This is a genomic window from Streptomyces sp. NPDC051963 (assembly GCF_044593495.1).
Lineage (GTDB): Bacteria > Actinomycetota > Actinomycetes > Streptomycetales > Streptomycetaceae > Streptomyces.
Genome location: NZ_JBIUCC010000014.1, coordinates 17,652 through 42,885, shown reverse-complemented (window position 1 = coordinate 42,885; position 25,234 = coordinate 17,652). Strand labels below are relative to the sequence as shown.

Annotated in this window: 28 protein-coding genes; 14 read left to right on the top strand and 14 right to left on the bottom strand. The window is 66.4% G+C overall.

Going from position 1 to position 25,234, the window contains the following annotated elements:
- The first annotated feature begins 139 nt into the window (after nucleotides 1-139).
- From ACIHFB_RS42075 to ACIHFB_RS42055, 5 genes are all read left to right on the top strand, one after another.
- Complete coding sequence (locus ACIHFB_RS42075) at nucleotides 140-466, top strand: type VII secretion target (RefSeq protein WP_365285529.1); 327 nt, start codon at nucleotides 140-142, stop codon at nucleotides 464-466.
- Nucleotides 467-490: 24 nt separating this feature from the next.
- On the top strand, nucleotides 491-1,234 hold the full coding sequence (locus ACIHFB_RS42070) for a hypothetical protein (protein WP_365285527.1): 744 nt from the start codon (nucleotides 491-493) through the stop codon (nucleotides 1,232-1,234).
- Nucleotides 1,235-1,281: 47 nt separating this feature from the next.
- The gene (locus ACIHFB_RS42065; protein WP_365285525.1) at nucleotides 1,282-1,704 is read left to right on the top strand and encodes a hypothetical protein; all 423 of its coding nucleotides are present in this window, start codon (nucleotides 1,282-1,284) and stop codon (nucleotides 1,702-1,704) included.
- A gap of 73 nt (nucleotides 1,705-1,777) precedes the next feature.
- A complete protein-coding gene (locus ACIHFB_RS42060; RefSeq protein ID WP_365285523.1) occupies nucleotides 1,778-2,086 on the top strand; it encodes a hypothetical protein in 309 nt (102 codons plus the stop codon).
- 1,500 nt (nucleotides 2,087-3,586) lie between these two features.
- Complete coding sequence (locus tag ACIHFB_RS42055; RefSeq protein WP_365285521.1) at nucleotides 3,587-4,144, top strand: hypothetical protein; 558 nt, start codon at nucleotides 3,587-3,589, stop codon at nucleotides 4,142-4,144.
- A 495-nt stretch (nucleotides 4,145-4,639) separates the two neighbouring features.
- Here ACIHFB_RS42055 and ACIHFB_RS42050 read toward each other — a convergent pair whose 3' ends face one another.
- On the bottom strand, nucleotides 4,640-5,047 hold the full coding sequence (locus tag ACIHFB_RS42050; protein WP_365285519.1) for an ATP-binding protein: 408 nt from the start codon (nucleotides 5,045-5,047) through the stop codon (nucleotides 4,640-4,642).
- A gap of 236 nt (nucleotides 5,048-5,283) precedes the next feature.
- On the opposite strand from ACIHFB_RS42050, the gene ACIHFB_RS42045 reads away from it, so the two are divergent.
- Together ACIHFB_RS42045 and ACIHFB_RS42040 are read left to right on the top strand one after the other, a co-directional pair.
- The gene (locus tag ACIHFB_RS42045) at nucleotides 5,284-6,135 is read left to right on the top strand and encodes a helix-turn-helix transcriptional regulator (protein ID WP_365285517.1); all 852 of its coding nucleotides are present in this window, start codon (nucleotides 5,284-5,286) and stop codon (nucleotides 6,133-6,135) included.
- Nucleotides 6,132-6,353, top strand: coding sequence for a DUF397 domain-containing protein (locus tag ACIHFB_RS42040; protein ID WP_400129630.1), 222 nt, complete (start codon nucleotides 6,132-6,134; stop codon nucleotides 6,351-6,353). Before ACIHFB_RS42045 ends, ACIHFB_RS42040 begins: the two co-directional genes overlap by 4 nt.
- A gap of 125 nt (nucleotides 6,354-6,478) precedes the next feature.
- Here ACIHFB_RS42040 and ACIHFB_RS42035 read toward each other — a convergent pair whose 3' ends face one another.
- Nucleotides 6,479-6,922, bottom strand: coding sequence for a hypothetical protein (locus ACIHFB_RS42035; protein ID WP_365285515.1), 444 nt, complete (start codon nucleotides 6,920-6,922; stop codon nucleotides 6,479-6,481).
- A 203-nt stretch (nucleotides 6,923-7,125) separates the two neighbouring features.
- On the bottom strand, nucleotides 7,126-7,488 hold the full coding sequence (locus ACIHFB_RS42030) for a hypothetical protein (RefSeq protein WP_365285513.1): 363 nt from the start codon (nucleotides 7,486-7,488) through the stop codon (nucleotides 7,126-7,128).
- On the opposite strand from ACIHFB_RS42030, the gene ACIHFB_RS42025 reads away from it, so the two are divergent.
- From ACIHFB_RS42025 to ACIHFB_RS42005, 5 genes are all read left to right on the top strand, one after another.
- On the top strand, nucleotides 7,487-7,870 hold the full coding sequence (locus tag ACIHFB_RS42025; protein WP_365285511.1) for a hypothetical protein: 384 nt from the start codon (nucleotides 7,487-7,489) through the stop codon (nucleotides 7,868-7,870). The two genes, ACIHFB_RS42030 and ACIHFB_RS42025, sit on opposite strands and share 2 nt — an antisense overlap.
- A 244-nt stretch (nucleotides 7,871-8,114) precedes the next feature.
- Nucleotides 8,115-8,420, top strand: a complete 306-nt coding sequence (locus ACIHFB_RS42020; RefSeq protein ID WP_365285509.1) for a hypothetical protein — start codon at nucleotides 8,115-8,117, stop codon at nucleotides 8,418-8,420.
- A 23-nt stretch (nucleotides 8,421-8,443) separates the two neighbouring features.
- Complete coding sequence (locus ACIHFB_RS42015) at nucleotides 8,444-9,727, top strand: hypothetical protein (RefSeq protein ID WP_400129629.1); 1,284 nt, start codon at nucleotides 8,444-8,446, stop codon at nucleotides 9,725-9,727.
- Nucleotides 9,724-10,479: a hypothetical protein gene (locus tag ACIHFB_RS42010; protein WP_365285505.1), complete on the top strand. Its 756-nt coding sequence runs from the start codon at nucleotides 9,724-9,726 to the stop codon at nucleotides 10,477-10,479. The genes ACIHFB_RS42015 and ACIHFB_RS42010 overlap by 4 nt, the downstream gene beginning before the upstream one ends.
- 16 nt (nucleotides 10,480-10,495) lie before the next feature.
- Nucleotides 10,496-11,119, top strand: a complete 624-nt coding sequence (locus tag ACIHFB_RS42005) for a hypothetical protein (RefSeq protein ID WP_400129628.1) — start codon at nucleotides 10,496-10,498, stop codon at nucleotides 11,117-11,119.
- A 41-nt stretch (nucleotides 11,120-11,160) separates the two neighbouring features.
- Here ACIHFB_RS42005 and ACIHFB_RS42000 read toward each other — a convergent pair whose 3' ends face one another.
- The 5 genes from ACIHFB_RS42000 to ACIHFB_RS41980 form a co-directional block, all read right to left on the bottom strand.
- Nucleotides 11,161-11,475 carry a hypothetical protein gene (locus ACIHFB_RS42000; protein ID WP_365285501.1) on the bottom strand — a complete coding sequence of 105 codons (315 nt, stop codon included), beginning with the start codon at nucleotides 11,473-11,475 and terminating at the stop codon, nucleotides 11,161-11,163.
- Between the two features lie 145 nt (nucleotides 11,476-11,620).
- The gene (locus ACIHFB_RS41995; RefSeq protein ID WP_400129627.1) at nucleotides 11,621-11,926 is read right to left on the bottom strand and encodes a hypothetical protein; all 306 of its coding nucleotides are present in this window, start codon (nucleotides 11,924-11,926) and stop codon (nucleotides 11,621-11,623) included.
- 97 nt (nucleotides 11,927-12,023) lie between these two features.
- A complete protein-coding gene (locus ACIHFB_RS41990) occupies nucleotides 12,024-12,425 on the bottom strand; it encodes a hypothetical protein (protein ID WP_365285497.1) in 402 nt (133 codons plus the stop codon).
- 61 nt (nucleotides 12,426-12,486) lie between these two features.
- On the bottom strand, nucleotides 12,487-13,233 hold the full coding sequence (locus ACIHFB_RS41985) for a hypothetical protein (RefSeq protein ID WP_365285495.1): 747 nt from the start codon (nucleotides 13,231-13,233) through the stop codon (nucleotides 12,487-12,489).
- A 27-nt stretch (nucleotides 13,234-13,260) separates the two neighbouring features.
- Nucleotides 13,261-13,575: a type VII secretion target gene (locus tag ACIHFB_RS41980; protein ID WP_365285493.1), complete on the bottom strand. Its 315-nt coding sequence runs from the start codon at nucleotides 13,573-13,575 to the stop codon at nucleotides 13,261-13,263.
- A 361-nt stretch (nucleotides 13,576-13,936) separates the two neighbouring features.
- Between ACIHFB_RS41980 and ACIHFB_RS41975 the strand changes: the two genes are divergently transcribed.
- A complete protein-coding gene (locus ACIHFB_RS41975) occupies nucleotides 13,937-14,329 on the top strand; it encodes a hypothetical protein (protein WP_365285491.1) in 393 nt (130 codons plus the stop codon).
- A 149-nt stretch (nucleotides 14,330-14,478) separates the two neighbouring features.
- Here ACIHFB_RS41975 and ACIHFB_RS41970 read toward each other — a convergent pair whose 3' ends face one another.
- The 6 genes from ACIHFB_RS41970 to ACIHFB_RS41945 form a co-directional block, all read right to left on the bottom strand.
- Nucleotides 14,479-16,380: an ATP-binding protein gene (locus ACIHFB_RS41970; RefSeq protein WP_400129626.1), complete on the bottom strand. Its 1,902-nt coding sequence runs from the start codon at nucleotides 16,378-16,380 to the stop codon at nucleotides 14,479-14,481.
- 81 nt (nucleotides 16,381-16,461) lie between these two features.
- Nucleotides 16,462-16,788: a hypothetical protein gene (locus ACIHFB_RS41965; RefSeq protein ID WP_365285487.1), complete on the bottom strand. Its 327-nt coding sequence runs from the start codon at nucleotides 16,786-16,788 to the stop codon at nucleotides 16,462-16,464.
- A 29-nt stretch (nucleotides 16,789-16,817) separates the two neighbouring features.
- Nucleotides 16,818-17,669 carry an immunity 49 family protein gene (locus ACIHFB_RS41960; protein ID WP_400129625.1) on the bottom strand — a complete coding sequence of 284 codons (852 nt, stop codon included), beginning with the start codon at nucleotides 17,667-17,669 and terminating at the stop codon, nucleotides 16,818-16,820.
- Nucleotides 17,650-23,004 (bottom strand): toxin glutamine deamidase domain-containing protein, encoded by a 5,355-nt coding sequence (locus ACIHFB_RS41955; protein ID WP_400129624.1) that lies wholly within the window; start codon nucleotides 23,002-23,004, stop codon nucleotides 17,650-17,652. The genes ACIHFB_RS41960 and ACIHFB_RS41955 overlap by 20 nt, the downstream gene beginning before the upstream one ends.
- A 223-nt stretch (nucleotides 23,005-23,227) precedes the next feature.
- Nucleotides 23,228-23,842 (bottom strand): hypothetical protein, encoded by a 615-nt coding sequence (locus ACIHFB_RS41950; protein WP_365285479.1) that lies wholly within the window; start codon nucleotides 23,840-23,842, stop codon nucleotides 23,228-23,230.
- A 152-nt stretch (nucleotides 23,843-23,994) separates the two neighbouring features.
- Nucleotides 23,995-24,651 carry a hypothetical protein gene (locus ACIHFB_RS41945; protein WP_365285477.1) on the bottom strand — a complete coding sequence of 219 codons (657 nt, stop codon included), beginning with the start codon at nucleotides 24,649-24,651 and terminating at the stop codon, nucleotides 23,995-23,997.
- A 107-nt stretch (nucleotides 24,652-24,758) separates the two neighbouring features.
- Here ACIHFB_RS41945 and ACIHFB_RS41940 point away from each other — a divergent pair, with 107 nt between their 5' ends.
- Nucleotides 24,759-25,187: a hypothetical protein gene (locus tag ACIHFB_RS41940; RefSeq protein ID WP_365285475.1), complete on the top strand. Its 429-nt coding sequence runs from the start codon at nucleotides 24,759-24,761 to the stop codon at nucleotides 25,185-25,187.
- Nucleotides 25,188-25,234 lie beyond the last annotated feature (47 nt).

The window sequence follows — 25,234 nt, the reverse complement described above, 5'->3', positions numbered from 1 at the left end:
TACGGATGTCCCTGCCTTAGAGCCCCGGCGACAACGGGCTCTGAAAAGCGCCATGGTCACGTTCTCTAGGTACCGAACTGGGCGTGGTGAACGTCGGACCATCAACCCAAGGTGTAGCCGAAGACTTGGCGGAGTTGGCATGACATTTAAGGTCGAACCGAACGAGATGGCCTCGTTCTCCAGGCAAATTGGCCGAGCGGCCGATGACGTGACTGCAGCTAAAGAGTACTTGGGGCGAGAATGCTCAATCGGCACGTTCAGTGCGGGTCCGATTTCGGCACTAGCCAGTATGTTCGGCGGCGGCCATGATGGCGTTATGGAAAACGTCCGATCCGCTTTGGAGCAGATGCACCGCATCTTGGACGCGTCGAAGAACGAGATGTCACGCAGTGCTGACTTCTACAAGCGGACAGACGAAGGCGAAGCGTCCAGGTTGGATTCTCAGTACCCAGAATCTAAGCGCTGAGCACGGGTTCATCTAGGAGACGATGTGGCGTTTGAGGATGTGGCGGATCCGGCAGAGCGCTTGAAGACGCCTGAAGTAGACGGCGACAAAGAAGAACCCAGCACGCCTTACAGGGACCTCACTTCGTACGGCGACGTATTCAGTCCGTCAGCACTCGCCAGTTGGGTATTCGAAAAGTTCCTCGGGGTCAATCCGATGGACGAGGCGAAGAATGCACTGGGAGGCAACTGGGAGGAGTACGCCCAGTGCGCCAAGGCGTGGCACTCACTCGGGTTGTTCTGCGATGACCTTGCGAGGAACCTCGAGTCGGGCAACAAGTCCCTGGACGTCTCTTGGTCAGGGAACGCCGCCGACGCTGCGTACGTCTACATGGGAACTCTCGCCAAAGACATTGCGGCTTTGCAGGGTTCCTTTGAGCAACTCAAGGAGCAGTACGAGACCGTAACTGACGGTGTATGGAATGCCGCGGAAGCATGCGGGGATCTACTCAGCGGAATGCTCGACCTTGCCATCGTCATAGGCCTCACTATGGCTGCAGGTGCAAGCACAAGTTGGACGCTTCTTGGCCCTGTTGTCGCAGCCGGTGCGGTCGCGGGCGAGGTTGTGGCGATGATTAACCTTTGGAGTCGGCTGACCACCGTTATCACAGAAGTTGGAATCGTCGTCAGTGCCGCCACCGCATCGGTCGAACAGATAGGCCACTTGCATCAGGCCAACATGATCAAGTTCCCCCTCCCCGGCAGCGGATACGACCACCCTGGCGTGTGAGCAGGCTCATAGGTAGGCCCGCCAAAGCTAGAGAGTGAAGGAAGAGGATGACTGGACGCGATAGCACTCGGGATGACGAGCCTCGCGTTGATGACGAGGAGTTCATCAGCATCGCGCGTGATCCTGCTACGGCTCGACTGCTCCGCAAGCAGTTGGAGTCTCTCACTGACGGGAGAGCGGGGGCTGTTCTCGCCGAAATGGCCAAAGAGGTTCTCTCCGGACGGATTGGTCTCCGGGACGCTGTACGGGTCGGTGCCTACGAACAGGAACTTCTAGCCGGTGCCGAGAAGTTCGAGCGCAAGTGGGACGAGATGTCAGAAAAGGAGAAGTCGCAGGCGGAAGCAGAAGGCGTGAGGCTGTTGCGGGAACAGCAGGACGAGATCGACGAGGAACGCCGGAATCGGCAACAACATTCAGTGAGGCCCGGGCAGCAGAGCAGACACAGCGCAAACGGTTGGAGCGCGTACTGACGGCGGCGGGGAACAACGACTTCGTAGTCTTCTTGCAGGACGACACCAGCGAGACCAGCAGATTGGAGAAGCCGTGAACTCGGAACTACCCGACCTAAATTCTCAAAACGCTGCCGATGAGATGGCGTTGCGTACCGCGAACTATTTCAACCGCTTCTTGTTCGGGATTGCGGTCATTGCCCCTTGGCTACTCCTGGTCCTGTCAATCATGTCCGGAAAATTTCTGTGGCTGACAGTGCTAGATCTGATCGGTACTCACGTGGGTCTTTTGATCATGCTGCGCGGGTACCGCGACGACAATCGTGCTTGGAAGAGGTGGGGGGCAAGTACTCATGCTGTGACCCTGCTGCTCTGTCTCGTCATCCTCGCGATGTTGCAGTAACCCTCAGCCGATCTGGCGCACCTCATTATCGGCATCCTCGCGGAACCTTGCAGTCGTGCTAATAGCTTGCCAGTGCCCAGCTCAACTTACGACAACCGGGTTGCGTAGGAGTAGCGCGCGCAGGCCGAGTTGATCGCTGCTCGACAACCGTCGAGGCATTGAAGGAACAGCATGAACATGCCAGAACTTCCCGATATGGGAGATCCGATCCCTCGAGAAGGACCCACGCAGACTAAGTACACTTTCCACAGGAATGCGCTGATTTTCTTCGGCGTGATGTCACCGTGGATCTTTATCTACGTTTCGACAAGAAACCCGGGACTTCTCTGGCTATCAGTGCTGAATCTGATCGGTATGTACACCGGATTCTACTTCATCATTCGTGCTTGGCGGCGAAATGAGACTCGTCGCATTTATGTAGCGCTGCTGAGTTCGCTGGCATGCTTGATCGTCTGCACATCTCTCTTCAGCATGCTGAATTAAGGCCAGGAACCCCTGGGTCTCCTCGCGGATTCGCGTGTCCCAGATTCGGGATAATTCGCCGCTCCGAAACCCTCATGATGGATATGAATTCACGATCAGCTGCCGATAAGATGGTGTTGCGTTCGGCGAACCAATTCGACACCATCTTGCTCGGGATCGCAGTCGTTGCCCCTTGGCTGCTCTTCATCATGCAGCGATGAGAATCGCGCTGTGAAAAGGTGGGGAGCTGGGGCTCACGCCATAACCTTGCTGTTCTGTCTCGTCGTACTCGCGATTCTGTAGTGACCTAGCTACCAAGAAAGAGAAGGGACTCTCCCGAATGGGTGCCATCGTCCTCATTGTTGGTGTCATAGGCATCGGAGCCGTGATTGGCGCCGTCGTTGTCTTCGCCGTCATCCGTAGTCGCCGCAAGTCGGGGAACAGCTCCGTCAGCGGAGCTCACCCGCAGAACATGGGCTATCCGCCCCAGCAAGCGATGTACCCGACAGCCCAGCAGCCGTACGCCTCCGCGCCTTCCAACCAGGCATACGGGTACCCGGCCCCTCCTGCGCAGCCGCCCAACCCCTATGGACAGCAGCCTCCTTACCAGGGGTAGCAAGTGAGGGCGCAACAGGTGCGCATAGGCGAGACACGTCAGAGTGCGCACCACTCTCGGCCTAGTCCTGATCCCGTAGTCGTTCGCGCTGCCCGCAGTTGGGATTCCGGGCTCCTCTATGACGGTGTTCCCATCCCCGTGGGGTTCGTCATCCTGCTGCCCGATGCGCAGCGATCTTGAAATGAGGACGGAGAACTGACGACAAACTCAACGGCGACACCCGTTGCGGAGAAGGCTCGCGGCGTCCTGTCGTGTGCGACAAGCAGCTGCGCACCTGCCCCCGAACACCGCACGCGAGTAGGCGAGCAGGGACCCCTGATGGGCGCCCCTGAGGAGATCGTATGAATAGCGACAGCCCTCAATCTTCTCTGAATGGGCACGGAGCACCGGTTCCGTTGGAAGAGTTCAGACTTCCGGCACCCATGTACAAGCGTGCCTTCGATCATCCAGAGACCCGGGCCGCCTGGGAGAGGACTCACCGGAAGCTGCGGAGGCGGCGGACGGTTTGGTGGGTCTTGTGTCTTCCTTCGTTTATTGCTGTCAGCTTCCTAATGAGTCCTGATGCCGGTGAGGCGGCGAACAAGATCGGGGGCCCTGTCCTGATTGTTTGGGTCCTCAGCTATCCCGCCCTCCTCTATATCTGCACCAAGTCGTTGGGCTGTCTGAAGCGCATGCGCCGCGTCCTGGAGGCGCATCCGTGGAGACTGATCCCGCAGGTCCACAGGCCCTCAGGCGTCAGAGACGTGTATTCCGCCGCCGTGCAGCTCCAGTACGCCGAGGATGAGAGGCTGACCGGCCTGGTGTCCGTCTGGAATCCAGTCAGGACGTATCGGCGCTGGCCCAAGAACATGGAGTACGGGGCCTGGTACGCGGGCGACACCTTTAACGCCCGGACGTCGGCCAGCCAGGGGCGGGGTGTCCTGACGCTCCCCGGCGTCAGCGACCTGTTCTCAGTGAGGCATCGCTCTGGGGATCACTGAGCCATGCCGCCGGCGTCGGCAGTCCTCAGGCTGCATGAGAAGGAATGCTCCGGTGCTCGTCACATAGCCGACCGATCCGAGGGCAAGATCGCCCGCGACGTGCAGGCCATTCTCGATGCCCTCGGCCAGGGAGTGCGCCAGCGGCTGCGCTGGGGAGCCGGAACGATAGGCATCAGCGGAGACTCCGGGCCGTCGGCGGTGGGCCAGCTTGAGCGTCACCTTCTTGGAGCGGCCCTCATGCGCGTTGCATGGCCCCACGTCGGGAGCCACGTCGTCCGGCTGCTGTGGTGGTGGCCCGGAAACCGCGCCATTGATTCGAGCGGTTGAAGCAGCGTTCGACCTGCGTTGTGCCGCCTCTAGAGTTGTTTTCGAACCCTGGCGGGCAGCGGCCGCGGCTACTGCCCCGGAACCTTCGTACCCACCGCGATGTTGGCGTGCTCATCATTCGCCAGGTTCAACTTTGCGAGAACGCCGAAGACCTGCCTGACCGCGCGACTACGCGACAACGAGCTCGCACCACACGTACTTGCCCCGGTTGCCGTTCCTGGCCAGCGGCTGCCAGCCCCATACGTCGGCACAGGCCCGAACCAGTGCGAGACCGCGGCCTTCCTCCGCGTCTACCAAGTCGCCCATCCTTGATGGAGGTTCGGGCGGCTGGGGGGCAGCGTCCCAGGCACCGATACGCAGCACACCGCCCCGCCACCGCAGACGCAAGGCGGCGGGCCCCTTGGTGTGGCGTACGGCGTTGGAGACCAGCTCCGTCGCAACGAGTTCGGCTGTATCGACGAGACGGATCAAGCCGTGCATCGTGAGGATCAGGCGGACGGTACGGCGGCAGACGGTGACGGCCCGTGGGTCGTTCGGGATGTAGAGGGAGTACTCCCACGGTTCGTTTTCAGGCATGACGGAACTCCTGTCGAGAGAAGGGGAAGTGGCGATTTCCGCTGGAGGGCGGGCGGTGGCAGTGCCGCAGCCGTCATGGCAGGACGGAGTGGTGCGCTTCCGAGACCCAGGGGTTACGCAGTGCGTTCTTCGCGACACCGACAGTAGGGTCCAATGTTGGAACATCGCAAGCCGTTGCCGTAATCTCGCATCCGAACGGGGCACCGTTCCAGGGTTGTTGGGCCAAGGAGGCACTCATGCCGCGAAGGCGGGAGCCCACCGCGCGGCAGGCGCGACTGGGAACCGAACTGCTGAAACTGCGCGAGGCGGCGGGACTCAAGGGGCGGGAGGCCGCCGCGTTGCTCGGAACCGACGCGGCCCGGCTGAGCCAGATCGAGTCCGGCGTCGGGGGCGTGAGTGAAGACACGGTGCGGCGCCTTGCTGCCAACTATTCGTGCGCCGATGCCGAGTTGATTGATGCTCTTGTGGTCATGGCGACCGATCGGTCCCGGGGCTGGTGGGAGGAGTATCGAGGCAAGCTCCCCAACGCGTTCCTGGACCTTGCCGAGTTGGAACACTGCTGTACGTATCGGCTGGATGTGGAGTTCTTGCACGTCCCCGGTCTTTTCCAGACGGAGGACTACTCCCGCGCCGTCTTCGCGTACCGAGTCCCCGAACTGCCCGAGGACGACCTCGAGCGGAGGGTTCGCCACCGGATGGCACGCAAGGTGATCATCGAAGACCCGGCCCCTGTCCCGTATGAAGCGGTGATTCACGAAGCGGCGCTACGCATCAGGGTCGGTGACCGCACCGCAACACGGGCTCAACTTGCCCGCATCCTCGAACTGTCCGAAGCGGACCACATCGCGGTGCGGGTCATCCCTTTCGATCTGGACGGCTTCGCCGGGGCCACAAACTCAATGATGTACGTGGGCGGTGTCGTGCCGAAGCTGGATACGGCGGTACGCGACGCGCCTCAGGGCGCCGGCTTCATCGACTCCGAAGCCCAGCTCGGCGCTTTTCGAACGCTCTTCCGTAAAGTGGAGGCTGTGTCGCTCGACCCCGAGCGGTCTCGTGACTTCATCCACAGGCTGGCGGAGGAACTGTGAGGCACGCTGTGACCACCCCCGACATCTGGCGGAAGTCGTCCTACTCAGGCAGCGGCGACGGCAACAACTGCGTGGAGATAGCGAACCTCCACGCCCAAGTCGCGATACGCGACTCGAAGGATCCAGCCCAGGGGGCGCTCTCCATCCCGGCCGGAGCCTTTACTGCGTTCATCAGCAACCTCAAAGCCGACACCGGCTATGGCATCGAAGGCCCGTAGCGTATCGATGGCCAGGTTCCTTGGCGTCGGTATGTTCGTCGGCCCGTACCTGGCGCGGATTTTCGACGTGTCCTCGGCGAACGTCGCATCCCGCCCACGTGGTGCTCAGCCACGGCCCAGAGCTCTTAGCCGCCCACCTGTGCGGCGAACGACTCGGCATGTGTCGGCACCGACGCCACCAACGCGATCCACGAGCCATCCGCGAAGTCGAGTTCGAAGCGGCCTCGCTGGAAAACGCCCTTAGGGTTCGCGCGGACATCGAGCACAGCAGACCGCGGAGCCTCCCACTGCAGTTCGAACGCCCGATTGGTCTGCCAGAGTTTCGCGCGGTCCGCGAGCACGAGCACCCGGCGGTCGGTGAACGCGACCGCCAGCGTCGTGGCGGGCAGACGGGCGGCAGCGTAGTGCGTCACCAGGAATTGACCGGCCTGACTCTCCCAACCGCCGTGCATGCCCTTGCCGTGGGCCGCCCGGGTGAGGGCATTATCGGTCGCCTGTTCAGCGCCTTCCATCGACCGCTCGAACCGGGTGACGGGCTTCGCTTCGCTCGGCCGCAGGAACCTCTGCACTGCCCCGGGGAGGCGGGACTTGAGCCGGCGCTCCAGCTCCGACTCCTGGGGTGGCTGCCGCAACCAGACCGGCCGCTCTGGTACCCCAGGAGCCGTTTCGCACTCGCACACAGCGAGTAGCTGCTCTCCGGGCTGGAGGTGCGGTTGGACCTGGTCACGGCACGCCTTGTTCATCCTGTGATTCTCTCTGATCTGACGAGTGGTCAGCCGAAGGGGTTGTTCCAGTACCGAGGTTCCACCGTCTGCTGATCGTTGTTTGACGGATTGGCGATGCCCAGCTCCTCACGAGCGGACGTACTAGGGTTGCGGTTTCCCGCCAATCTGTCATCGACTTCCTCGGCGCCGACGCTCGCGGCTCCTTCCAGGCCCTCCTGAGCAGTCTCCCCAACAGGGTCACCGGTGAGGCCGGCCGCGCCAAGTACCGCTTTTCCGGTGGTTTTCACGACCCGATGGGCGGCGAAGGCGGCCAGCCCGTCGGCGGTCTTCAAGTCGCCGACATGCTTCCAGGTCCACGGCTTGGCTGTGCTGAACCTGTTCGTCTTGGCGAGTGCCTTGAGCGCTTTCATGGCATCCGCAATCTTCCTCAGCGTACTGGCGAGCCGCGCCACCAGGCTCGCGATCCGAGTGGCGGCCAAGGAGCCCTCGGCGGCGGCCGCAGCAGCCCCGGCGGCTGCGGATATTACCTGCTGTCAGCGCGGCGAAGGCTGCAGAGGCAGCGAGGGTGATCAGGGCCCACTCGATAAGCTCGCGGATGATCGTCTCGAACATCTCCTGGATCACACGGCACTCTTCGGCCGCTTCACGAAGCAGCTCGGCCGTAGCCTCTATGTCCGCGGCCTCGGCCTCGAATTCCGCCTCCAGGTCGACCAGTTCGTTCATGAACGCGTCGGTCGCGCCGTCGGACCACTCGTGGGCGAGATCCGCGCGGTCACGGCGCTGGTCGGCTAGGCCTCACACGCTGCTGATTGCAACGTTGCCATGGGAAACCTCGCCATAGCGGGGGCGACGTTTCCCCGGCCGGTGTCCGCGGCCCGATCGTGGAACCCGCAGGGATGGCTCTCCGGCCTCAGTCGTGATGTGTATCAGTTGTGGAGCCGCGTGGTGTGTTTGCCGCCCTATGGCATGATCGGCCCATCCAACTGTTGTCGTCGTTTGCCGCTGCGACCGGCGACACGCGAACGGGGAGATCTACGTGGGGGACCACTTCAAAACGGACATTGATCAGCTCGCCACTTTCACCAAGGACCTCCAGGGAGCCCATGACTCGCTGGAGCAGGTCCGGACAGCCCTTCAGCATGTGCGGGCCGACCAGATCGGGACGCCGGAGCTGGACGAGGCGTGCGATGCGTTCCAGGAGCGCTGGAAGTACGGGAACGAGCAGATCAAGGAACGCATCGGCAAGCTCACTGAGGGCTTGCAGAAGAATACGGACAACTATCGCGAAGTGGAGACCTCCCTGGAGGAGAGCTTCAAGCGCGCTGCGGCTGCGGGGAAGTGATTGCGGTGGCACAGAATCCGTATGTGCACCTCGGATGGAATCCCGTGCCGGGACAGCCGGGTGAGGTCGAGAAGCTGCGCACCCAGCTGAACAACTCGGCGAGCGCGCTGCAGACCGCGTATCAGAAGATCGACAAGCTGCTCGGCGAGTCCAGCTTCTGGGAGGGCGACGCCGCGGTGGGCTTTCGCGAGGCCCTCGACGGCGACCTGCCGAAGTACATGAAGGACGCCCACAAATCCCTGACTCTGGCTGCCGGTCACCTTGGCGCCTGGCACGGCGGGTTGACCGGCCGACGGGAGCTGGCGACCAAGTACGACGTCGAGGCGGCCGACCACAAGGGCGACCTGAAGACCGCCAACTCCCGGCACGAGACGGCCAAGCAGGACCCCGACCTCAAGCTCGCAGGGCAGACCTTCGAGGAGGGCCCTGAGCTGGAGTCTGCCCAGGCCCGCCTGAACGCCGCCAACGCCCGGCTCAGTGACGCCGTCACCGCTGTGAACAACGCGCAGGGTGCCCTCGACGACGTACTACGCAAGGCGCGCGAACTGGAGGGGACGCACGAGGCGGAGGCGCGGGACCTCGCGAAGAAGCTGAAGGATTCCACGAACGATCTGGCGCCCGAGGAGCCGGGGTGGCTGAGCAAGGCGCTCAGCTGGATCGGGGATAACCTCACCAACATCCTCAGTGTGCTGGCGGCGGTGGCGGGGTTGCTCGCGCTGCTGTGCACGGGGCCGTTCGGGATTGCGTTCCTGCTCGCCGCAGGCGCGCTCAGCCTGGCCACGATGGCGTCCCGGCTCTCCAACCCCCAGGTGCGCGCCTCACTGTGGGACGGCATCACCAAGGGCGAGCTCGACTCCGACTTCTGGGAGAACTCCGTCGGGCTCGTCGGCGACGCGCTGGGTGCGGTGCCGGCTGTGGGCGCCGTGACGCGTGGCCTCAACGGTGCGATCCAGTCGACCCGCTTCGCGAGCGAGTCGGTGAGCGTGGGCCAGTTCCTCGGCCGGTTCGGCGATGACACGGTCACGGCCGCCGGGCGGCTCATGCCCTCCGCGACCGACGCCGGACCCCTCGGAAACCTGATCGTCCGCGGGGTGGGCGGCGGCGAAGGCCTCACCAAGGCGCTGGCCCACGCCTCTCCTGTCGCCGGTGTGGCCACGGCCGGGTTCGGGCTCGCCGCCGACCAGATTGACGCGCTCAAGCCCGGCAAGGACGGGGCCACCGGGATCGACGGCGGCCGCGCGGGCGTCTTCGACATCCCAGGGGCGGTCGGCCCGATCCAGGCCACGCTGCGAGCGGTGCTGCGATGACGGAGAAGATGCCGGAGAACACGACAGAGAAGCCGCTGCGCCTGGTGATCGACGACTCGGCCCGGGACACGAGCGCCAAGCTCTGGTACGCACTGCCCGACGGCTACCTAGACGTACCGCTCGAAGCGCTCGACCCGGCACCGGGCACGGAGCACGAAGAGCAATTCATGAACGTCATGGCCCTGATCCTGGGCGCTGTGCCCGAGGAGCAGCGGGACCGCTACGTGGGCGAGTTGCGGGACATGCAGTTCATGGTTGCGCAGATGCGCAGCGAAGGCGTCATCGGCTGCTCGCTCGGCATGCACTTCACGGACGACGGCTCCTCGGCCCTGTCCGTGGTCACGGCCGCCCTGCGGGACATCGAGTGGGCGCCCCCGAAGCTCACGGCGGTACGAGCGGTCTCCCTGCGGGAGAGCCCGGCGAACGTGAAGCTCCTGACGCTGCCAGGCGGTCGGCCCGGTTCGATCAGTGACACCTTGGTGACCGCGCCGGCCGTGGCGGGGATGCCCGCACAGGACCTTTACCAGTGCGACGTGTACATCCCCGCGCCATCTGGCGCGCAGCTGGCGGTCCTCAACCTGAGCACCACCGCCGTGTCCGCACGCGCGCACTACCGCGACTGGATGGAGGCCATCGCGCACGCCGTGGCCTTCCACGACCCACTGCCGGAAATCGAGCGGACCGTGCGCGGTGACGGGCCGGACGCGGGCTCCGACCGTGTAAAGGACAGCATCACTGCCGACTTCGGCTGACCGAGGTGAGTAACGAGTGAGTATGAATCTGAGCAACAAGGGCGGCTTCGACGGCCCGGTGGCCTGGGACGGTCCCGGCACCGCCAGTGCCCTGTCCCGCTGGGCAGCAGGACAGCTGGCCAGGTTCCTCGGCTGGGTAGCGCTGTGGTGGGGTGCGGTGTTCGTCACAGTCGGGCTGCTGCCAGTGGGGGCAGTAGTGCCCATGACGCTCGTGCTGGCCGTGCTCATGTACAACGCCGTCATGTCGCTCATCAAGTTGTGCAGAGTCGGGCGGATGCGCCGGATCCTGACGGTCTACCCCTGGCGTCAGCAGCCCGATGGCGTTCGGTACGACGCACGGGGGCGCAAGGCTTCCTTCGTCCTGCCCGACCCCGACCGGCCGGAGAAGACGGTGTCGCCGAAAATCTCCGGATTCTTCTTCCGGCCCTGGGATCGCATCGCACGCAAGGGCTTCGACGGTGACCTGTGGTACGCGGGCGATCCCCGCTTCGCTTGCGTTATCGCCAAACCCGGCCTGAAGACGTTGACTTACGCTGCCCAGCGCACCGCCTACGACACCCGCACCGACCCCCGCCGCAAGGGTCTCAGCCCCGAAGCCCGCCGCCGCGCCCGGGCGATCGGTGCGCGCGTCGCCGAGTGACGCAGCCCGATAGCCCGGGTGATGGGGATTCTTGGAGAGCGCTACGACGGTCCCCGCACGCGTGACTCGCCTACGCCGCCTGGCTGTGGCTGCTCGGCGCCGATATCGCCGGCGATCTCGGCCGCCAACTTGCCCTGTTGCGTACCTTCCTCGACGTGTACGGGCTCGCGGACGAGCACCGTCGGGGCTTCGGCGGGCGCATCGTTGCCAGGGTCGAGGCCGAGCGCGACATGCATGATGGTGCCGGACGTGTCACCAGCCCCGGGTCTTGGCTGCACCTTGAGATCGCCTGGTTGAGAGGGCATGCCGATGCCATTGACCGGGGCTTGAGAAGCGGCAGCTGACGGAATGATCAACGCGGCGGGGTGGTGATGTCGACGGCCAACACCGCGATCTAGGCGGCGGACGATGGTTTCCCTCAGGTGGGCACGTCGTAACGCGATCGGCTCGCCTGCCGCGTCCTCCTGACAGGCATCGCTCGATGAGTTCGAGCGCCCCGACTCACGCCACGCTGCGAATTACCACCAGCACCACGGTGCTCCCCAACGCACACGCCAAGGCAAGCGCCAGCAGCTTGGGGCTGCGGCTGCGGTAGCTGCGCGCGGCCGCCCAAACTCCGGTGGCGCCGACGACGGCCAGAACTCCGGTCACCGCGCGCATGGCGGCGTCGGTGCCCGGCAGGACGGTCGCTGCGATGCCGCCCAGGGTCACCATCGCGCTGAGGATGCCGGCGAACATCGCCGCGTTCCACCAGGTGCGGGATGACAGTCGCTCCCGGCTGCCGTCGCCCATGTCATTCATCAGCATGTGTGGCAGGCTACGCGATCGGCCGGATGGGCGTGGCCGGCGGGAGGCTCTCGCATCCGGTGCCCCTGCGGTGTGCGGCTGTCACGTTGTTCACCGGTCAGAGCTTCCAGTCGTGGCCGCTGTGACGAGCCTGGCGCTGGGCCGAGCCTGAGCGCTCCGCTGCCTCTTGGCGTTCCTGTTCGATCTCGGCGCGCTGGGCTTCCAGGTAGCGCTCGGCCTCGGCGCGCTGCTGTTCACGCTCTTCCGGGGACTGCTGCTCGTACTCCTGGCGGGCGTGTGCAATGCGCTCGCCGAGGGCATCGGAGTACGCGCCCACGCGCAGGGCTTCGCGGAGGCCGACCCGACCGGAGAGGACTTCCTTGGCCATCTCCTGGAGCGCACCGTTGCCGGACGGATTGTCGGCGAGGCGCTGCAGCGACTTTCGTAGCGCACGGGCCCGTGTCTCGTCCCGCGTGATGTCCATCAGGTCTTCGTCGCCGATCTGGCGCTCTTCAGGCATGGCGTGCGTCCCTCCTTACGACCGGTTACTACTGGAATTGGCGAGCGATCGGGCGACAGCGTCAGGCGACCGCAGGGTTGTCGTAATTTCCGCCCACGGACGGGAAGTTCTGGAAGTGCCCGTAGATCTCGGCTCCCAGTGCTTCCAGGACTCCGACTCCGCCGTTGACGATGGTCTGAGCCTGGGCGAGCATCTTGGTTGCGTCGCCCCACATCTTGAGCAGCCGTGTGATCTCGAGGGCGGCCAGTCCATATCCAACGACGGCCCCGACCCCTGTCCAGGACAGCGCTGTACCCGCGGCCATTTCGATACCGACGATGATCAGGCCGTCGATGATTCCGCCGAGTACGCCCTTGATGGCTTCCGCCGTTGAATAGGCGGCGTGGGCCAGGCGCTCGTATGTGGAATGCAGGGAATCGAAGGTCTCGCGGCAGCCGGTAAGTTTCTTCGCCAGCTCGTCGAAGTAGTTATAGGCCGCATCGGCGGCATTGCCGTCCCATGTCGAATCGAGGGAGGCATTCCCCGACTTCAGGTTCTGCGCCACACCGTCGCACGCCTTGCCGATGTTCTGCCATACGGAGGCGCACTCGGCGAACGACTCCCAGTCGCCGGCGAACCACTGGATGGCTTCATCCAGCGGGTTGAACCCGAAGACGGCGTTGTACGCCTCCATGATCCAATACGACGGGCTGACGAGGTCGCTCGCGTCGTTGAAGACATCCAACAGCAGTCCCTGCGAGAACTCCTCAGGCTTCTTGGGAGCGGTCAGGTGGCTCGTGGGCTCGGATGTGTCGGTAAACCCGGACATGCAGGGGCCTCTCGGGGGCTGGCTGGGTCAGCGCTTGCTGGGCGGGAAGGTGGCGTCCATGGACCGAGCCGTTGATTCGTCGGTCGTCTTGTAGTAGTTGGCGCTCTTCGTCATTTCCGTCCCTGCGGCGCGGAGCACCGACTCTGCCTGTGTCAGGGCCGCGCTGACCTCTTCGACCACCGACCGATGGGCGCCGATGATCAATTCGATCAGCCCCTGGTCGGAGACGCCTACGTCCGTATTGTCCTGTTCGTATTTCCTGGCCTGCTGAATGTCGTCAGCCGCTCTGCCTATTTGGGCGGCATAGCTTTCCAGGTCGGCACCCTGAACCTTGAACCCCATCTGCTCCCCTTTGTTCATTGGTCACGGCCGTTGCGACACGCTACCGCAAGCCGCACGGACGGATGTCGGCGGACCGCGTCATGGGCCCGCGTTGCGGCTTCCGGCGAGCTGCCGACTATGGCCGTGCTGATTGCCGTAGGCGTTCGAACTTTGGTCCATTCCTGGGCCGTTGAAAGGCGATCCCTCGATTGTCGCCGGATCGCTGGTGAGGGAGCGATGTGGCGAGGTCCGAGGTTGTCGGCGCATGGTTGCAGATTGTCGGCCCAGAGCCGCGTGGGCGAGAAAGCGATATTTGGCGGAGATCCGGTGAACATCTCCGTGGTCCCAACTGACCCGGCGTCGACCGCTAGGCTGCCCTGCCATGACAGCGCATGGCGGTGAGGCGGCGAACGGGCCGGAAGGGACGGGCGAGCAGTCGCTGTCCCCCGAGGTGAGCGCGGACGAACTGCGGGTGCAGTTCGAGGCTCAGGGCCGACCGGGACTCGCGGAGAGTCGGCGGCGCGACGCGCGGCAGGCGCGTGGGTTGTACGCGGCGTTCGCCGGGTTGGTGGCCGTCGTCTGCCTCGTCCTGATGGCCGTACGCCTCGGTGGGGGTGACGCGTTGGGTGTCTGGGTTGCCACGTATGCCGTCGGGGCGGCCTTCAGCGGTTGGGGTTTTGTGCTGGCCCGAATCGGCCACACGCGCTGGGCCATGATGGTCACTTGTGTCGGGGCGGCGTTGGCGGGTCTCGGCGACAGCCCCGCTTTCCGCTGAGTTGCACCTGACGGCGCGTCCTGCCGATGAGATGGGCGAGGCCCCGCGCGGCGGATGCGGTGAGCAGGAGGCCGAGCGGCGAGAACCAGTCACTCAGTCGCCGAAGCAAGCCGAAGAAGGCACCGAACGCGGCACAGCCGGCGGAGCGCTCAGCGGATGCGGAGGGCCTTCGCTCCGCGCTCGGTCGCTACGAGGAGGATGCCGTCGGGGGAGAGGTCGACGGCGGTGAAGGGTGTGTCGGACAGCAGCGTGGCCACGACTTCCTCGCTCACCCGGTTCCGGACGCGCAGGTAGTCGGCGCCGCGGCTCAGTCCCAGTGGGGCGGCGGCCCGCTCGGCCTCGGAAGGACGCAGGACCTGACTCAGGTCGGGCGCAGTGGCGGTGTCGCCTACGAGGCTGTGGACGAGCACCGCGGACCGGTCCCCCTCGCCGGACTCGCTGTCCGGGCGCGCTCCGGGCGTGCCAGCGCGAACGGCGAGAACGGCGACGGGCGTTGCCGGCCCCTCCGGACGGGGCAGGTTGCCGACGGTCACGGCGGTGATGCCGGGGACGGGCAGGCTCCACAGGGTCTGCCAGGGCAGGTTGAGGCCGAGCCGGTGTATCGCGTCGGCGTAGTCGGGCAGGCCGTCCTCGACGAACGCGGTCTCCAGCAGGGCGGCGCGTAGCACAGCGGGCGCCTGGGTGCGGGTCAGCAAGGGGGCCGTACGCAGGTACGTACGGGCCGGTGCGCCGAGCTCGTCGGTCGGGACGGCTTCTACGGCGGCGCGCAGCGGAACCGGGTCGGCGTGTACGAACAGCCCCGGGTCCGTGAGAAGTTGGGGCAGCAGGCCCGCTTCCAGAGTGTGGCCCGCGATGTGGTCGCGTACATAGGGGTCGGCCTTGCCCCAGTCCTGCTCCGGCACGGCCTCGAGCAACGCCATCGCGATCTGGGTCTGAGCGGCGCGGACGTTCGGCAGGCCGGCACGGACTTCGTCACCGATGGCCGGGTGCAGCAGCTGGAGCAGCGTACGGGTGTCGTCGTCCCCGTCCGTCTGGAGCGACTGGACGAACGGCCCGGTCAGCGCGCTGCTGCCCGCGATGACCGCGCTCATGTCCTTGCCCGCAACGGCGTTGACGAGCCGCTCCCAGATGTCGACGGGCAGACCGTCGCCCTCCGCGAGGGCCAGGGGCGCCAGGAGATCACGCAGTGTCCGGGGGTCGGCGCCGAGGCGGCGGGCGTGCAGGTCGAGAGCCTCGCCGATGGACGACGGGAGCAGGGCCTCGTCGTGCGGGGCAAAGGCGTAGGGACTCATCAGGAGGCTCTGCACGGCGAGTTGCACGGTGAGCGGATCGGTCCCGGTTCGGCGTCCGATCGCCTCGGCGAGGGACCGTCTCGTCGGAGGATCGGTGGTGAACGACATGTCCGGCGCACCGAGTCGGGGGTTGAGCAGAGCCTCGGCCTGCAACACCAGGCCCTGAGGGTCTGCCCATTGCGGTGCGTCGAGATCGATCACCTGCACGGTGCCGACGGGGAGGCCGGCTGCGAACTCGTCCGCGAGCGGGCGCGGCAGCTCCGTCAGCAGGCGGACCGTCTCGATGGCGGCGAGAGGCTTGAGCACCTCTCGCGTGAGTCGCGCCGGTTCTTCCGCCGCCCGTACCGGTCCCGCCCGATCGATGTCCGGTACGACCACGGTCACGGGGTCCGCGAGACTGGCCAGCTCGGTGAACACGTCCGATGGGGCGTCGGCCGCCAGGCCGAAATGATCGGCGAGAAGCCGGACGACCTGGCCCGCGGTCATCCCGGCCGCACCGGGTACGGCGGGCGCGGGCAGTTCGGGCGGCACGGTCGACGGGTCCAGGTCGTTCAGGGGGAGCCGCTTGCGGTACTCCGGATCGCAGAGCATCAGGAAGCCGGCGATCAGATGCGATCGACCACTGCCGGGGTTTCCCGTCAGCACCAGGACGCGCGGCGTGCCCGGCCGCTCCGTCCGCCAGGCGGCGAGGGTACGCAGTACTGCCGCGCGGCCGCCTATGTAGGGATGCGGAGCGTATCCATCGGGTGCGCCGGCCATAGGTATCAGTCCTGGGTGGGGCGTTGGAGTGGTCGAGGGGAGCGGTACGGCCGGGCTTGCACGGGTGGGCCTGCCCGACCGTCACACGTTGCGCGTGCGGTTCTTCCGGTACAGCGCGATGGCCTGCTCGGTCGGGTAGTTGGGGACGGTGACGGTCTCACCGGTCTCCTTCGACACCACGATCTTGGCTCCGCCGGGTGGGGCGGGTTGCGGGCGGCCGGACGCGTCAGTACGAGGCGGGAAGACCGTGTACACGAGGTAGCCGATGTCGAACTCGTGGACCTGCAGCTGGGCGGGGGTGCCGTCGGGGAGTTTGGGCTGGGCGTAGCGGGCGCGGACGATGGCAATGGCCTGGTCCGGGGTGGTCGGCGGGCCTTGCGGGGCGGCGGGAGGGATGTCCGGGGGCATATTGAGGGCACTCCTTGTTGCGCTGGGGACTACGTGGGGAATTCGTTGATCCACGCGCCGGCGATGAGGTGCTTGGGGAGGTATTCGGATTCGACGGTGATGGTGAAGCCGGCCTGAGTGGCGAGGCAGGTGACGGCCAGCGGGCCTAGGGCGATGAGGCCTTCGGTGTCCAAGGCGCGGTCCTCGTCGCGAGTCCAGTAGTCCTTGTGCCATTCCAGGGATTTGGCCAGTTCGGTATTGAACTTGTCCTGGTCGCCGCGGGCCAGCTGGGTGAGGAGGTTCATCGGGGGATACATGATCTGGAGGACGCCGTCGCGCGGTGCGTGCCGCAAGTTGGCGGGGTCGGTCCCGTCCACCGCGGCCACGAGCTTGTCGCCGAATTCGGGGCGCTTGAGCCAGTAGGCCTGTAGCGCCTCCACCCAGTTGTAGATGTATTCGTCGAGGACTCCGTCGGCGTTCCGCATCTGTGAGGCTGGGAATTGGCAGAGTTCGGTCATGCGCTTCTTCTCGCGGCAGACGCAGGCGAGCCAGAAGGCGTTGAGCCAGTTTCCGGCGTGGGCGCGAGGCAGTGCGCCGGCGCGGATGGGATGCATCTTGTGACCGATGCGGTACTCGATGCTGTCGGTCGTGGCCTGGGCCGATGCGAAAAGGGCGGAGCCGACCTGCATGGCGGTGACGCAGGCTTCCCACGTCTCCAACTTGTCGGCCTCTGGGTCCACGACACAGTGTCGAGCCAGGAGCTCGATGGCGTCGGCCAGAACGTTTGAGAACCACGACGGTTGGTCCCGCAGGTCTGCAACGTCGTCCCAGAAGTCCTTGGTGTGGGTTTCAAGGATCCTTAGGATGTTTCGCGTTGGGAATTCATGTCGCGGAATTTGCATCGCGTTCCTTTTCTTCTTCCGTTCTGATGTCGAACTGATACATCTCGTAGCCCCGGTGCTCGCCTTCGTCGGAGTTTCCCTTGACAAGTATGTACTTGACCCGCGACGGGTTCGCCTCGAGGGCCTTCCTGAGGGCGCGTGCCAGTTTGCGCTCTGCCTCGCCGGCCGCCAGCTCGGCGTCGGTCTCGGCATTGTCCTGGGTCCGTCGTGCGCGCTTCTCCATCTCATGCAGGATCGTCTCAAAGTACGGGCGCGTCCCCTGCCGGACCTTCGGCACGCCAGGGCTCGGGTTGTCCTGGCCCGCCTCATCCTCGTTCTGCCCACCGTCGCCCTGCGCCTGGCTGGGATCGCCCGATGAGACGGCCTGGTCCGAGCCATGCTCCGGCGGTATGCCTCGTCGTTGGCCGAGCTCGGCGGTCGTGGAGCCCTTTGCCTCCACGACGACGAACTCGGGTGGGCTCTTGCTTGGATCCATCCAGATCTGGTCGAACCGGTTGTTGCCCATGGCTCGATCGTCGACGCGGTTGTAGTCCTCGAAGTGCTGGGGCATCACGTGGAACTCGGCGACGGCCTCGCCGTAGTCCTCACTTGCCCGCGTCATCTTTCCGTGGAGAGGGCTGTGTTTCGCGTCGGCGTCCTGGAAAGTCTTCAGGTTCTCGGGGGTTTTGTTCGCCTCGTAGGCTTCCTTGGCCGCTTGCCGGTCGAGGTGCGGCTGTCGGTCCGCGTCGATAGCGTTCTGGCGGGCCTTCGCGTACTTGTCGAGCTGCTCCAGGTTCGCCTCGGAGATCTCCTCGTCGCGCTTACCCTTGTGCTCGCCCTCGTCGATGTACGACTCCGGATCGGCGTCCGGTGTGTCGTTGGCCAGCATCCAGCGAGCGTTGGGATCGTTCGTGGGGTGCAGCTGGGGGACGGGACGGCCGTCCTCGGCGGGGGCTGTCACGCTGCGTCGGTAGCCACTGTTCGGGTGGTAGTACTTCTCGAACCAGGCCTTGTCCTTGGGGTCATCCGAATTGGCGCGCGCGAGCATGTCCAGATCACGCTGCCGACGGCTTTCCTGGTCGTTGGCGTCGGGGGTACCGGCCGCGGGCTCCGCAGGACCGGCCGTGCGCTCCGGGCTCGCCGACTGGGCATTCTGCGCCGGGTGCTCGGCCGCGATGTCGCCGTACAGCGGCTTCTTCCCGTTGACGGAGTCCTTGACGTAATTCGCCGCGTCCGCGTTCTTGCCGTCCGGCAGGCTCTCGCGGGTGGGGACCGAGGAGTCCTTGGTCATGTCGCTCGGGCGGTCGCGATGGTCGTCAGCCGGCGACTGATTCGGGTCGGCGGGACGGGTCTGGTCCGGGGTGTCGGACCGTTCCTTGTCCGGCGTTCCCGACTGCGGATCACCATCGACATGATCGGGGCGCGTCTGATTCGGTCGCTGACCGTCTGGGCGGTCGTCGGTCTCCGGTTTCGTCTGCGTGGGGGTATCCCGATGCGGGTCCGAAGTGCGGGGATCGGAGGTACGTGGATCCGCAGTGCGCGGGTCGGTGGCCCGGGGGTCCGTGCTCTGCTGGTGCGGAATCGACGTACGCGGATCCGAGGGCGTGGTGGTCTGCTGAGGCGTTTCCCGGTTGGTCGCGTCCTTGTCCGGCGTGCCGTTGTCGGTGTTGGCGGTGTTGGCGGTGTTGTCGGGTGTCGTGTGGGCGGGCCGCTGTCCGTCTTCCGAAGGGGAGTCGGGCCGGGTCGGGCTCTCCGTCGTCGCGGTCGGCTGCTCGGACTCCTTGTCGGGGGTGCGGCCCTGCTCGTCGGGGTGAGTCGCCTCGTCCGGGCGTGACTGGGGCTGCCGCTGCGGATCAGCGTTGCTGTCGCGGGCTTCCGGGGTGTCCTGGGAGGGTTCGCGGCCATCCGGCGTGCTCGGGTCCGGCGACATGCTCGGGTCGGCCGTCGACGGCTGCGCGGGGTCGGTGTTGTTCGATGCCTCTGGGGTCGCTTGGTCCGCCGGCTGAGGGGAGTCAGCTTCCGAGACGTCGTTCTGCGAGTTCTGGCCGTTCTCCGGCTGGCCGTTGTCCTCGGAGGCCTCCGGCTGGGACTGCTCGTCCTGATGGTTCTGCGACTCGTCGTTCTGGCTCTCGGAGTCGGCGGCGTCCGGCTGGGTGAGGTCAATGGGGTTCCGGTTGGCGTCCAGCGGGATGTGCCAGACGTGTTCCGCGTTGTCGATGTGGAGCGGCTGGTCGCTGACCTCACCGCTCTGGGTGTCGATCCAGACGATGTTGCCGTCGTGGTTCACGACGTTGAACGCGTGGCCGCCTCCACCGGGCCAGTCGACCTGGACGATGGCCGCTGAGCCGGGTCCGGCTTGCTGGAGGGTGGAGGCGATGTTGTTGGCGGTGTCGGGGTCGCCGCCGGGGCCGGCGTAGGTGTGTGCGGCGCCCGTCCAACGGATCTGGTTCTCGTTGGCGTTGTCCTCGGGGGACCAGGGGTCGAGGTTGCCGTGTTCGTCGGTGTCGAGGGTACGGGGGGCGGAGACCTGGGGGTTGCCGTACCAGGTCTCCAGGAAGGAACGGGAGCAGTCGGCGCAGTTGTTGCTGCGGCCGGGGACCTCGTTGCCGCCGTCGTTCTGGAGTTGGGTCCAGGGGCCGAAGGGGTCGGGGAACCGTTCCGGGGTGCCGTCCTCGTTGTGCGGGACCGCGTCGGCCAGTGCCTGCTGGTCGTCGGGATCCGGTTCCGACAGGCCTCCCGGGTCGTGGTCCAGGTCGGCCCGGATGTCCTCCAGGCTGTCCCGCTGGGGGTGTTGCTGGTTCTGGGGTGTCCCGGAGTCGGTCTGGGGCGACCCCGGCGCCTGCGGTGTGTCGGGGGTTGCGTGTGACGGTGTCGTCGTGGCGCCCGGGGTGGTGATGACGGTGTGGATCGGGACCGCCGTCACCTGCTGTTGCTGTTGCTGTTGATGCTGTGGGTTGGGCGGCGTGTTCTGCGGCGGTGTGTTGGGCTGAGCGGCCGGCTGCTGCGGGGCGTTGGGAGTGTTGGGGGTATTGGGCGTGCTGCCCGCGGGCTGGTGTGGCGGCCTGGTGGGCGTGGAGCCGGTGCCCGGCTGGTTCTGGGTGCCGCCTGTTCCGGGTGCGCCGGGGGTGCTCGTGCTGGTGGCGGGGCCGGACTGTGTCGACGAGCTCGGTGTGCCGCTGCTCGGCGTCGAGGCGCGCTCCGGTCCGGCGCCGGACGATGGAGAAGGCGTCGTCGTCGGGGTGCTCGTGGACGGCGATGCGGTCCTGGAGGGCGTGGACTGGCTCGGGTTCTGGCCCGGATTCTGGCCCGGATTCCGGCTCGGGCTGGGCGTGCTCGGATTCTGGCCCGGGGTGTGGGTACGCGTGCCGCCGGTCGGGTCCGGCGTGCTACGGGGCGAGGTGCTGTCGCCCGGCCTCGTGCCGGGATTGTTGCGGGGCGAAGTGCCGTCGCCCGGCGTCGTACCCGGAGTCCGCTGCGCCGGTGTCCGGCCGTCGGGTGTGCCCGCAGTACGACCGTCAGCCGCACCAGGCGTACGGCCATCGGGTGTGCCCGGCGTACGGCCATCCGGCGTGCCCGGCGTACGACCGACCGGCGTGCCCGGCGCACCAGGACTACGACCGTCCGCCGTACCGGGAACACGACCGTCCGGCGTCGGCGTCGGCGTACTCCGCGGCGTCGTCGCAGACGTGGGGCTCGGCGTGGAGGCGGGTCCGGTCCCCGTAGTTGAGGGCGTACCGGCGGAAGGGTTCCTCGCCGCGCCCGAGTTGGGAGTCGGGCCGGTCGGGCTCGTGGCGGAGGACGTGCCGCCGGGCGTAGTACCCCCGGTGTGCTGCGAGCCTGCCGTAGTGCCCCCGGTGGAGGGCGACACGGGCGACGTCGGTATGGCCGAACCGCCGTCCGCGCGGCCGCCGGTGGCCGCGGGGGAGGGGTCGCTCGGCGTCGGCGTGGGAGCCGCGTTGGACTGGGTGGGGACGCTGGCGGCGAGGCTGTCGATCGAGGTGCCGATCGTGCCGCTCCCCGGCGAGGACGACGTGGCGCCGGATGATGTGGGCGTGGGCGCGGACTGGGCCGTCGGTGAGGAGAGGCCGGAGACGGACGAGCCGCTGTGGGTGCCTGATGGGCCGGACGTGCTGGGACTGCCGGAGGAGCTACTGGTGTCCGGAGTACTGGGCGAGGTTCCGCCGGGTGAGGGGTCGTCGAAGTCCGACAGGGACGGCGCCGACAGTGACGGCGTCGGCCTCGAGTACGGCGTGTCCGAGGAAGACGGACTCTGCCCGGAATCGGAACCCGAGTCGGAGTTGGGGCCGACCCCTACGTCCGGTGTGCCGATGCCCGGGCCGCCGGAGTCGGCGGAAATCCCGCCGCCGATGTTCGCACCCGGACCGGTGCCGTTGCTCGTACGCGTGGAGGAGTCCGATCCCGACGAGTTGGAGTCCGAACTCCTTGAGTTCGAGTCCGAGTTCGAGTCGCCGCTGTCACGGCTCCCGCTGTCACGGCCCTCGCTGTCACGGCCCCCGCCGTCACGGCTCCCACTGCCCCCGTCTCCGCCGTCGCCGTTGCTGCCCGACGTCCCCGACGACCCGTCGTACCCGTCGATGCGGCTGTCGATCGCGTGGTGGGCGCGGTCGCCCGCCTTCTTGCCGAGGCCGTCCCGCACCCCCTCCGCCAGCGTCTGCGGGGTCTGCTTGATGGCCTCCCAGCCGCCCTTGGCGCCGGCCTTGGCGGTCTCCGAGAGGTCGTAGCCCTGCTGGGCGCCGAAGCCGACGTTCACCGTCTGCCGGACGAGATCGCTGATGATCGCCTCGATCGCCGAGATCGCGGGCTCCTTCATCGCCTCGACGATCGCTTCCATCAAAGCCTGTTTGAGCTCGTCGAGGAGGCGACGCACGATCAGCCGGGCGGCCTGGGTTGCGCCGAGCGCGCCGACCTCGGACAGACCGAAGGTGAAGGGCGCGGCGGCCTGGGCGGCGATGATCTGGATGGCCAGGGCGATCAGTTGGGCGATCACCGCCCACTTGGCGAACTCGACGAGGTACGCGCAGGCCTCCATCACGTTCGCGATGATGTGGGCGGCCTGGGCGGCGTCCGCGAGGTAGCCGTCGGAGCCGCCTCCGCCGTCGAACTTGGCGTACGTCTTGGTGAACGCGTCGATCGACTCGCCGGCGTTGTGAGCGGTCACCGTGCGGGCGCTGGTGTTCGCCGAGGTGTGCAGCCCGGTGACGTCGTCGCCGAACTTCCGCCACAGGGCGGCCGAGTCTCTGAGCTTGTCCTCGTCCGCTGTCGGCCAGTTGTAGCCGAGCATCTGGAGAACCCATTCGAGCTCGTCCGGCAGCATCATCGACACAGCAGAAAGCACCCCCGTCAGACCATACGGCCGTACAACTCCCTCACTCATCAAGGGAAACCACATAGCTGTACAGCCGTGCGCACAGCTTACGGACTCACCCGCAGGCAACTTGAGAGGGTTGCTGTCACAAATCTGTTGCAGGTCCCCGCTGTTGCCGGGAGCGCCGGCCCGCGGCACGGTCGCCGATGCGGCTGCCGATGCGGCTGCCGATACGGATACCGACGCGGTTGCGCTACGACGTACGGCCCCGCGTGCGCTGCCGGTGTCCCTTCACGTCGGGACGGCCGAGGTGGCCCGCCGCGCGCTCGGACTCGCCGAGCCAGATGTGCGGGACGTGGCTCTGGACCGCCGTGACCACCTGTTGCTGGTAGGGGGCGGGGAAGGGGAGGCGGTAGCGCAGGCGGGGAAGGTCGGGGTGCAGCGGCTCCTCGTCGCGGACCAGGGTCCACAGGACCGGGTCGTCCCGGTCGATGGGACCGGTGGGGAACAGCTCCAGAGAGCAGATCTTCTGGCTGCGGCCGAGCTTGCTCCAGTGGAGGCCGACTCCGGCGAGGCTCTGCCAGGGGATGACGTTCTGATGGTTTCCGTTTGCGACCCACAGGCCGGTCCGGTCCACGAGGAGCCTGGTGCGGCGGTTCGCCCAGTTGGCGATGAACAGGAAGACACCTAGAACGCCGAGCGCCAACATGAAGACGATGCCCGCGTACCCGGCGCCACTGGACTCGCCCTTCTCGTTTCCGGTGGCAATCACGAAAGCACCGAACACGCCGACGGCGCCCAGCACGATCAGCAGCACGGAACAAGGCAGTCCCACCGTGGCGCTGCGGCGGCCGGTACGTATGACCATGGCATCAGGAGCTGGGGAGGGTGTGTGCGATGGCAACATGGTGCGTGAGCTTAGCGAGTTGCTTCAGGCGAGTTGCTTCAGGTGAGTTGCTTCAGGTGAGTTGCTTCAGGCGCGTTGCTTCAGTGTCCGGCGCCCGCCTGGCCCCCACCAGGTCAGACGAAGTAACTGCCCAGGAACGACACCCCGGCTCCCACGATCCCCACCCCGATCATCCCGATCACGGCCGACCGCGTCACGCCCCGCCCCGCCGCCTCCCACGCCGCGTCGAACGAGATACGGCTCTGCCCGAACGGAGCGAATCCGGTGAGCAGGCAGAAGGCGCCGAGGCCCGTGAAGACCCAGCCGCCGAAGAAGGCGCCGAACCAGCGCCAGGCCCGATCCGTACCGCTCTGGACGTAGTCGGCATCCGTGGCGGTGTCCGTCGTGGGCGGGTCCGTCTGCTGGACCGACAATTCGGTGCCCTGCGCGAAGCGTTGCCTGACCTGCACCGCGGCGTTGGCGTCGGTGCTCTTGCCGTCGTCGGAGGCGAAGGTGCCCTCGCAGCGGATGGGGCGGCGGTTCTTGCGGCTGCTGCGGGAAGCGTTGTTCGGGTAGCTCACATCGCAGCGGTCCACCGTCAGGGTGCCGTGCGTGCCCGCCCAACCCGCCGCGTACGCCCCCTCGTACGCGCCGAATCCGCTCAGGGCGAGACCCGCGAGAAGGAAGACCAGTCCGCCCGCACGCCCGAGACGGCCGAAGGCCCGGCTGACGAGGCCGACGAGGGAACGGTCGGTTCCGGTGCCCTTTCCTGTGCCTTGCGTTCGAGCCATGGCAATGCGGTCCTTCTCCTCATCGACAGTGGGGGTCAGCATGGCAGCTGTGCGTGACAGGAGATACTGCGGGTGCTGAGAGGTAACGAGCAGCGAGGAGAAGCGAGATGGCCAGGCAACCCGAGAACTCACCCGATCCGCAGGGCTCTTCGCAGGAGCGCGGTGTGCTGGACGAGGCACTCGAACCGGAGCAGATCCGTTCTCTGAACTCCGCCCTGCGCAAGTTGTCCGAGACCGACGGCGTCGGCAAGGACATGCAGGAGGCGGCGAAGAAGCTGCTCTCCGGCCGCCTTGCCCTGCGCGACGCCCTGGACGACCCGGCGGTGGCGCGTGCCATGGGTGGAGGCATGGAGTCTCTGCGGAGCAGTTGGGAGTCGCTGTCCGAGGAGGAGCGCGACCGGATCAGGCATGGGGAGACGCCTGCGAGCGGTGGTCCCTCCTCGGGGTCGACCGAGCCGGGGAGTTCGGTGGGGCAGAGCTCGCAGGCGGCGAAGAAGAGCCAAGGGCGACACAGCGGCGGCTTCTCGCTGTACTGACCTCGGAGCAACGGCGTACGGACACCTTCGCGTACGGGCGCCATGGC

Excerpts from the sequence above, each read along its gene's own strand:
- ACIHFB_RS42075 (WP_365285529.1), top strand. The coding sequence starts at position 140 with ATGACATTTAAGGTCGAACCGAACGAGATGGCCTCGTTCTCCAGGCAA.
- ACIHFB_RS42065 (WP_365285525.1), top strand. The coding sequence starts at position 1,282 with ATGACTGGACGCGATAGCACTCGGGATGACGAGCCTCGCGTTGATGAC.
- ACIHFB_RS42055 (WP_365285521.1), top strand. The coding sequence starts at position 3,587 with ATGTACAAGCGTGCCTTCGATCATCCAGAGACCCGGGCCGCCTGGGAG.
- ACIHFB_RS42050 (WP_365285519.1), bottom strand. The coding sequence starts at position 5,047 with ATGCCTGAAAACGAACCGTGGGAGTACTCCCTCTACATCCCGAACGAC.
- ACIHFB_RS42045 (WP_365285517.1), top strand. The coding sequence starts at position 5,284 with ATGCCGCGAAGGCGGGAGCCCACCGCGCGGCAGGCGCGACTGGGAACC.
- ACIHFB_RS42025 (WP_365285511.1), top strand. The coding sequence starts at position 7,487 with ATGGCATCCGCAATCTTCCTCAGCGTACTGGCGAGCCGCGCCACCAGG.
- ACIHFB_RS42030 (WP_365285513.1), bottom strand. The coding sequence starts at position 7,488 with ATGAAAGCGCTCAAGGCACTCGCCAAGACGAACAGGTTCAGCACAGCC.
- ACIHFB_RS42010 (WP_365285505.1), top strand. The coding sequence starts at position 9,724 with ATGACGGAGAAGATGCCGGAGAACACGACAGAGAAGCCGCTGCGCCTG.
- ACIHFB_RS41995 (WP_400129627.1), bottom strand. The coding sequence starts at position 11,926 with ATGCTGATGAATGACATGGGCGACGGCAGCCGGGAGCGACTGTCATCC.
- ACIHFB_RS41990 (WP_365285497.1), bottom strand. The coding sequence starts at position 12,425 with ATGCCTGAAGAGCGCCAGATCGGCGACGAAGACCTGATGGACATCACG.
- ACIHFB_RS41985 (WP_365285495.1), bottom strand. The coding sequence starts at position 13,233 with ATGTCCGGGTTTACCGACACATCCGAGCCCACGAGCCACCTGACCGCT.
- ACIHFB_RS41980 (WP_365285493.1), bottom strand. The coding sequence starts at position 13,575 with ATGGGGTTCAAGGTTCAGGGTGCCGACCTGGAAAGCTATGCCGCCCAA.
- ACIHFB_RS41975 (WP_365285491.1), top strand. The coding sequence starts at position 13,937 with ATGACAGCGCATGGCGGTGAGGCGGCGAACGGGCCGGAAGGGACGGGC.
- ACIHFB_RS41970 (WP_400129626.1), bottom strand. The coding sequence starts at position 16,380 with ATGGCCGGCGCACCCGATGGATACGCTCCGCATCCCTACATAGGCGGC.
- ACIHFB_RS41965 (WP_365285487.1), bottom strand. The coding sequence starts at position 16,788 with ATGCCCCCGGACATCCCTCCCGCCGCCCCGCAAGGCCCGCCGACCACC.
- ACIHFB_RS41960 (WP_400129625.1), bottom strand. The coding sequence starts at position 17,669 with ATGCAAATTCCGCGACATGAATTCCCAACGCGAAACATCCTAAGGATC.
- ACIHFB_RS41950 (WP_365285479.1), bottom strand. The coding sequence starts at position 23,842 with ATGGTCATACGTACCGGCCGCCGCAGCGCCACGGTGGGACTGCCTTGT.
- ACIHFB_RS41945 (WP_365285477.1), bottom strand. The coding sequence starts at position 24,651 with ATGGCTCGAACGCAAGGCACAGGAAAGGGCACCGGAACCGACCGTTCC.
- ACIHFB_RS41940 (WP_365285475.1), top strand. The coding sequence starts at position 24,759 with ATGGCCAGGCAACCCGAGAACTCACCCGATCCGCAGGGCTCTTCGCAG.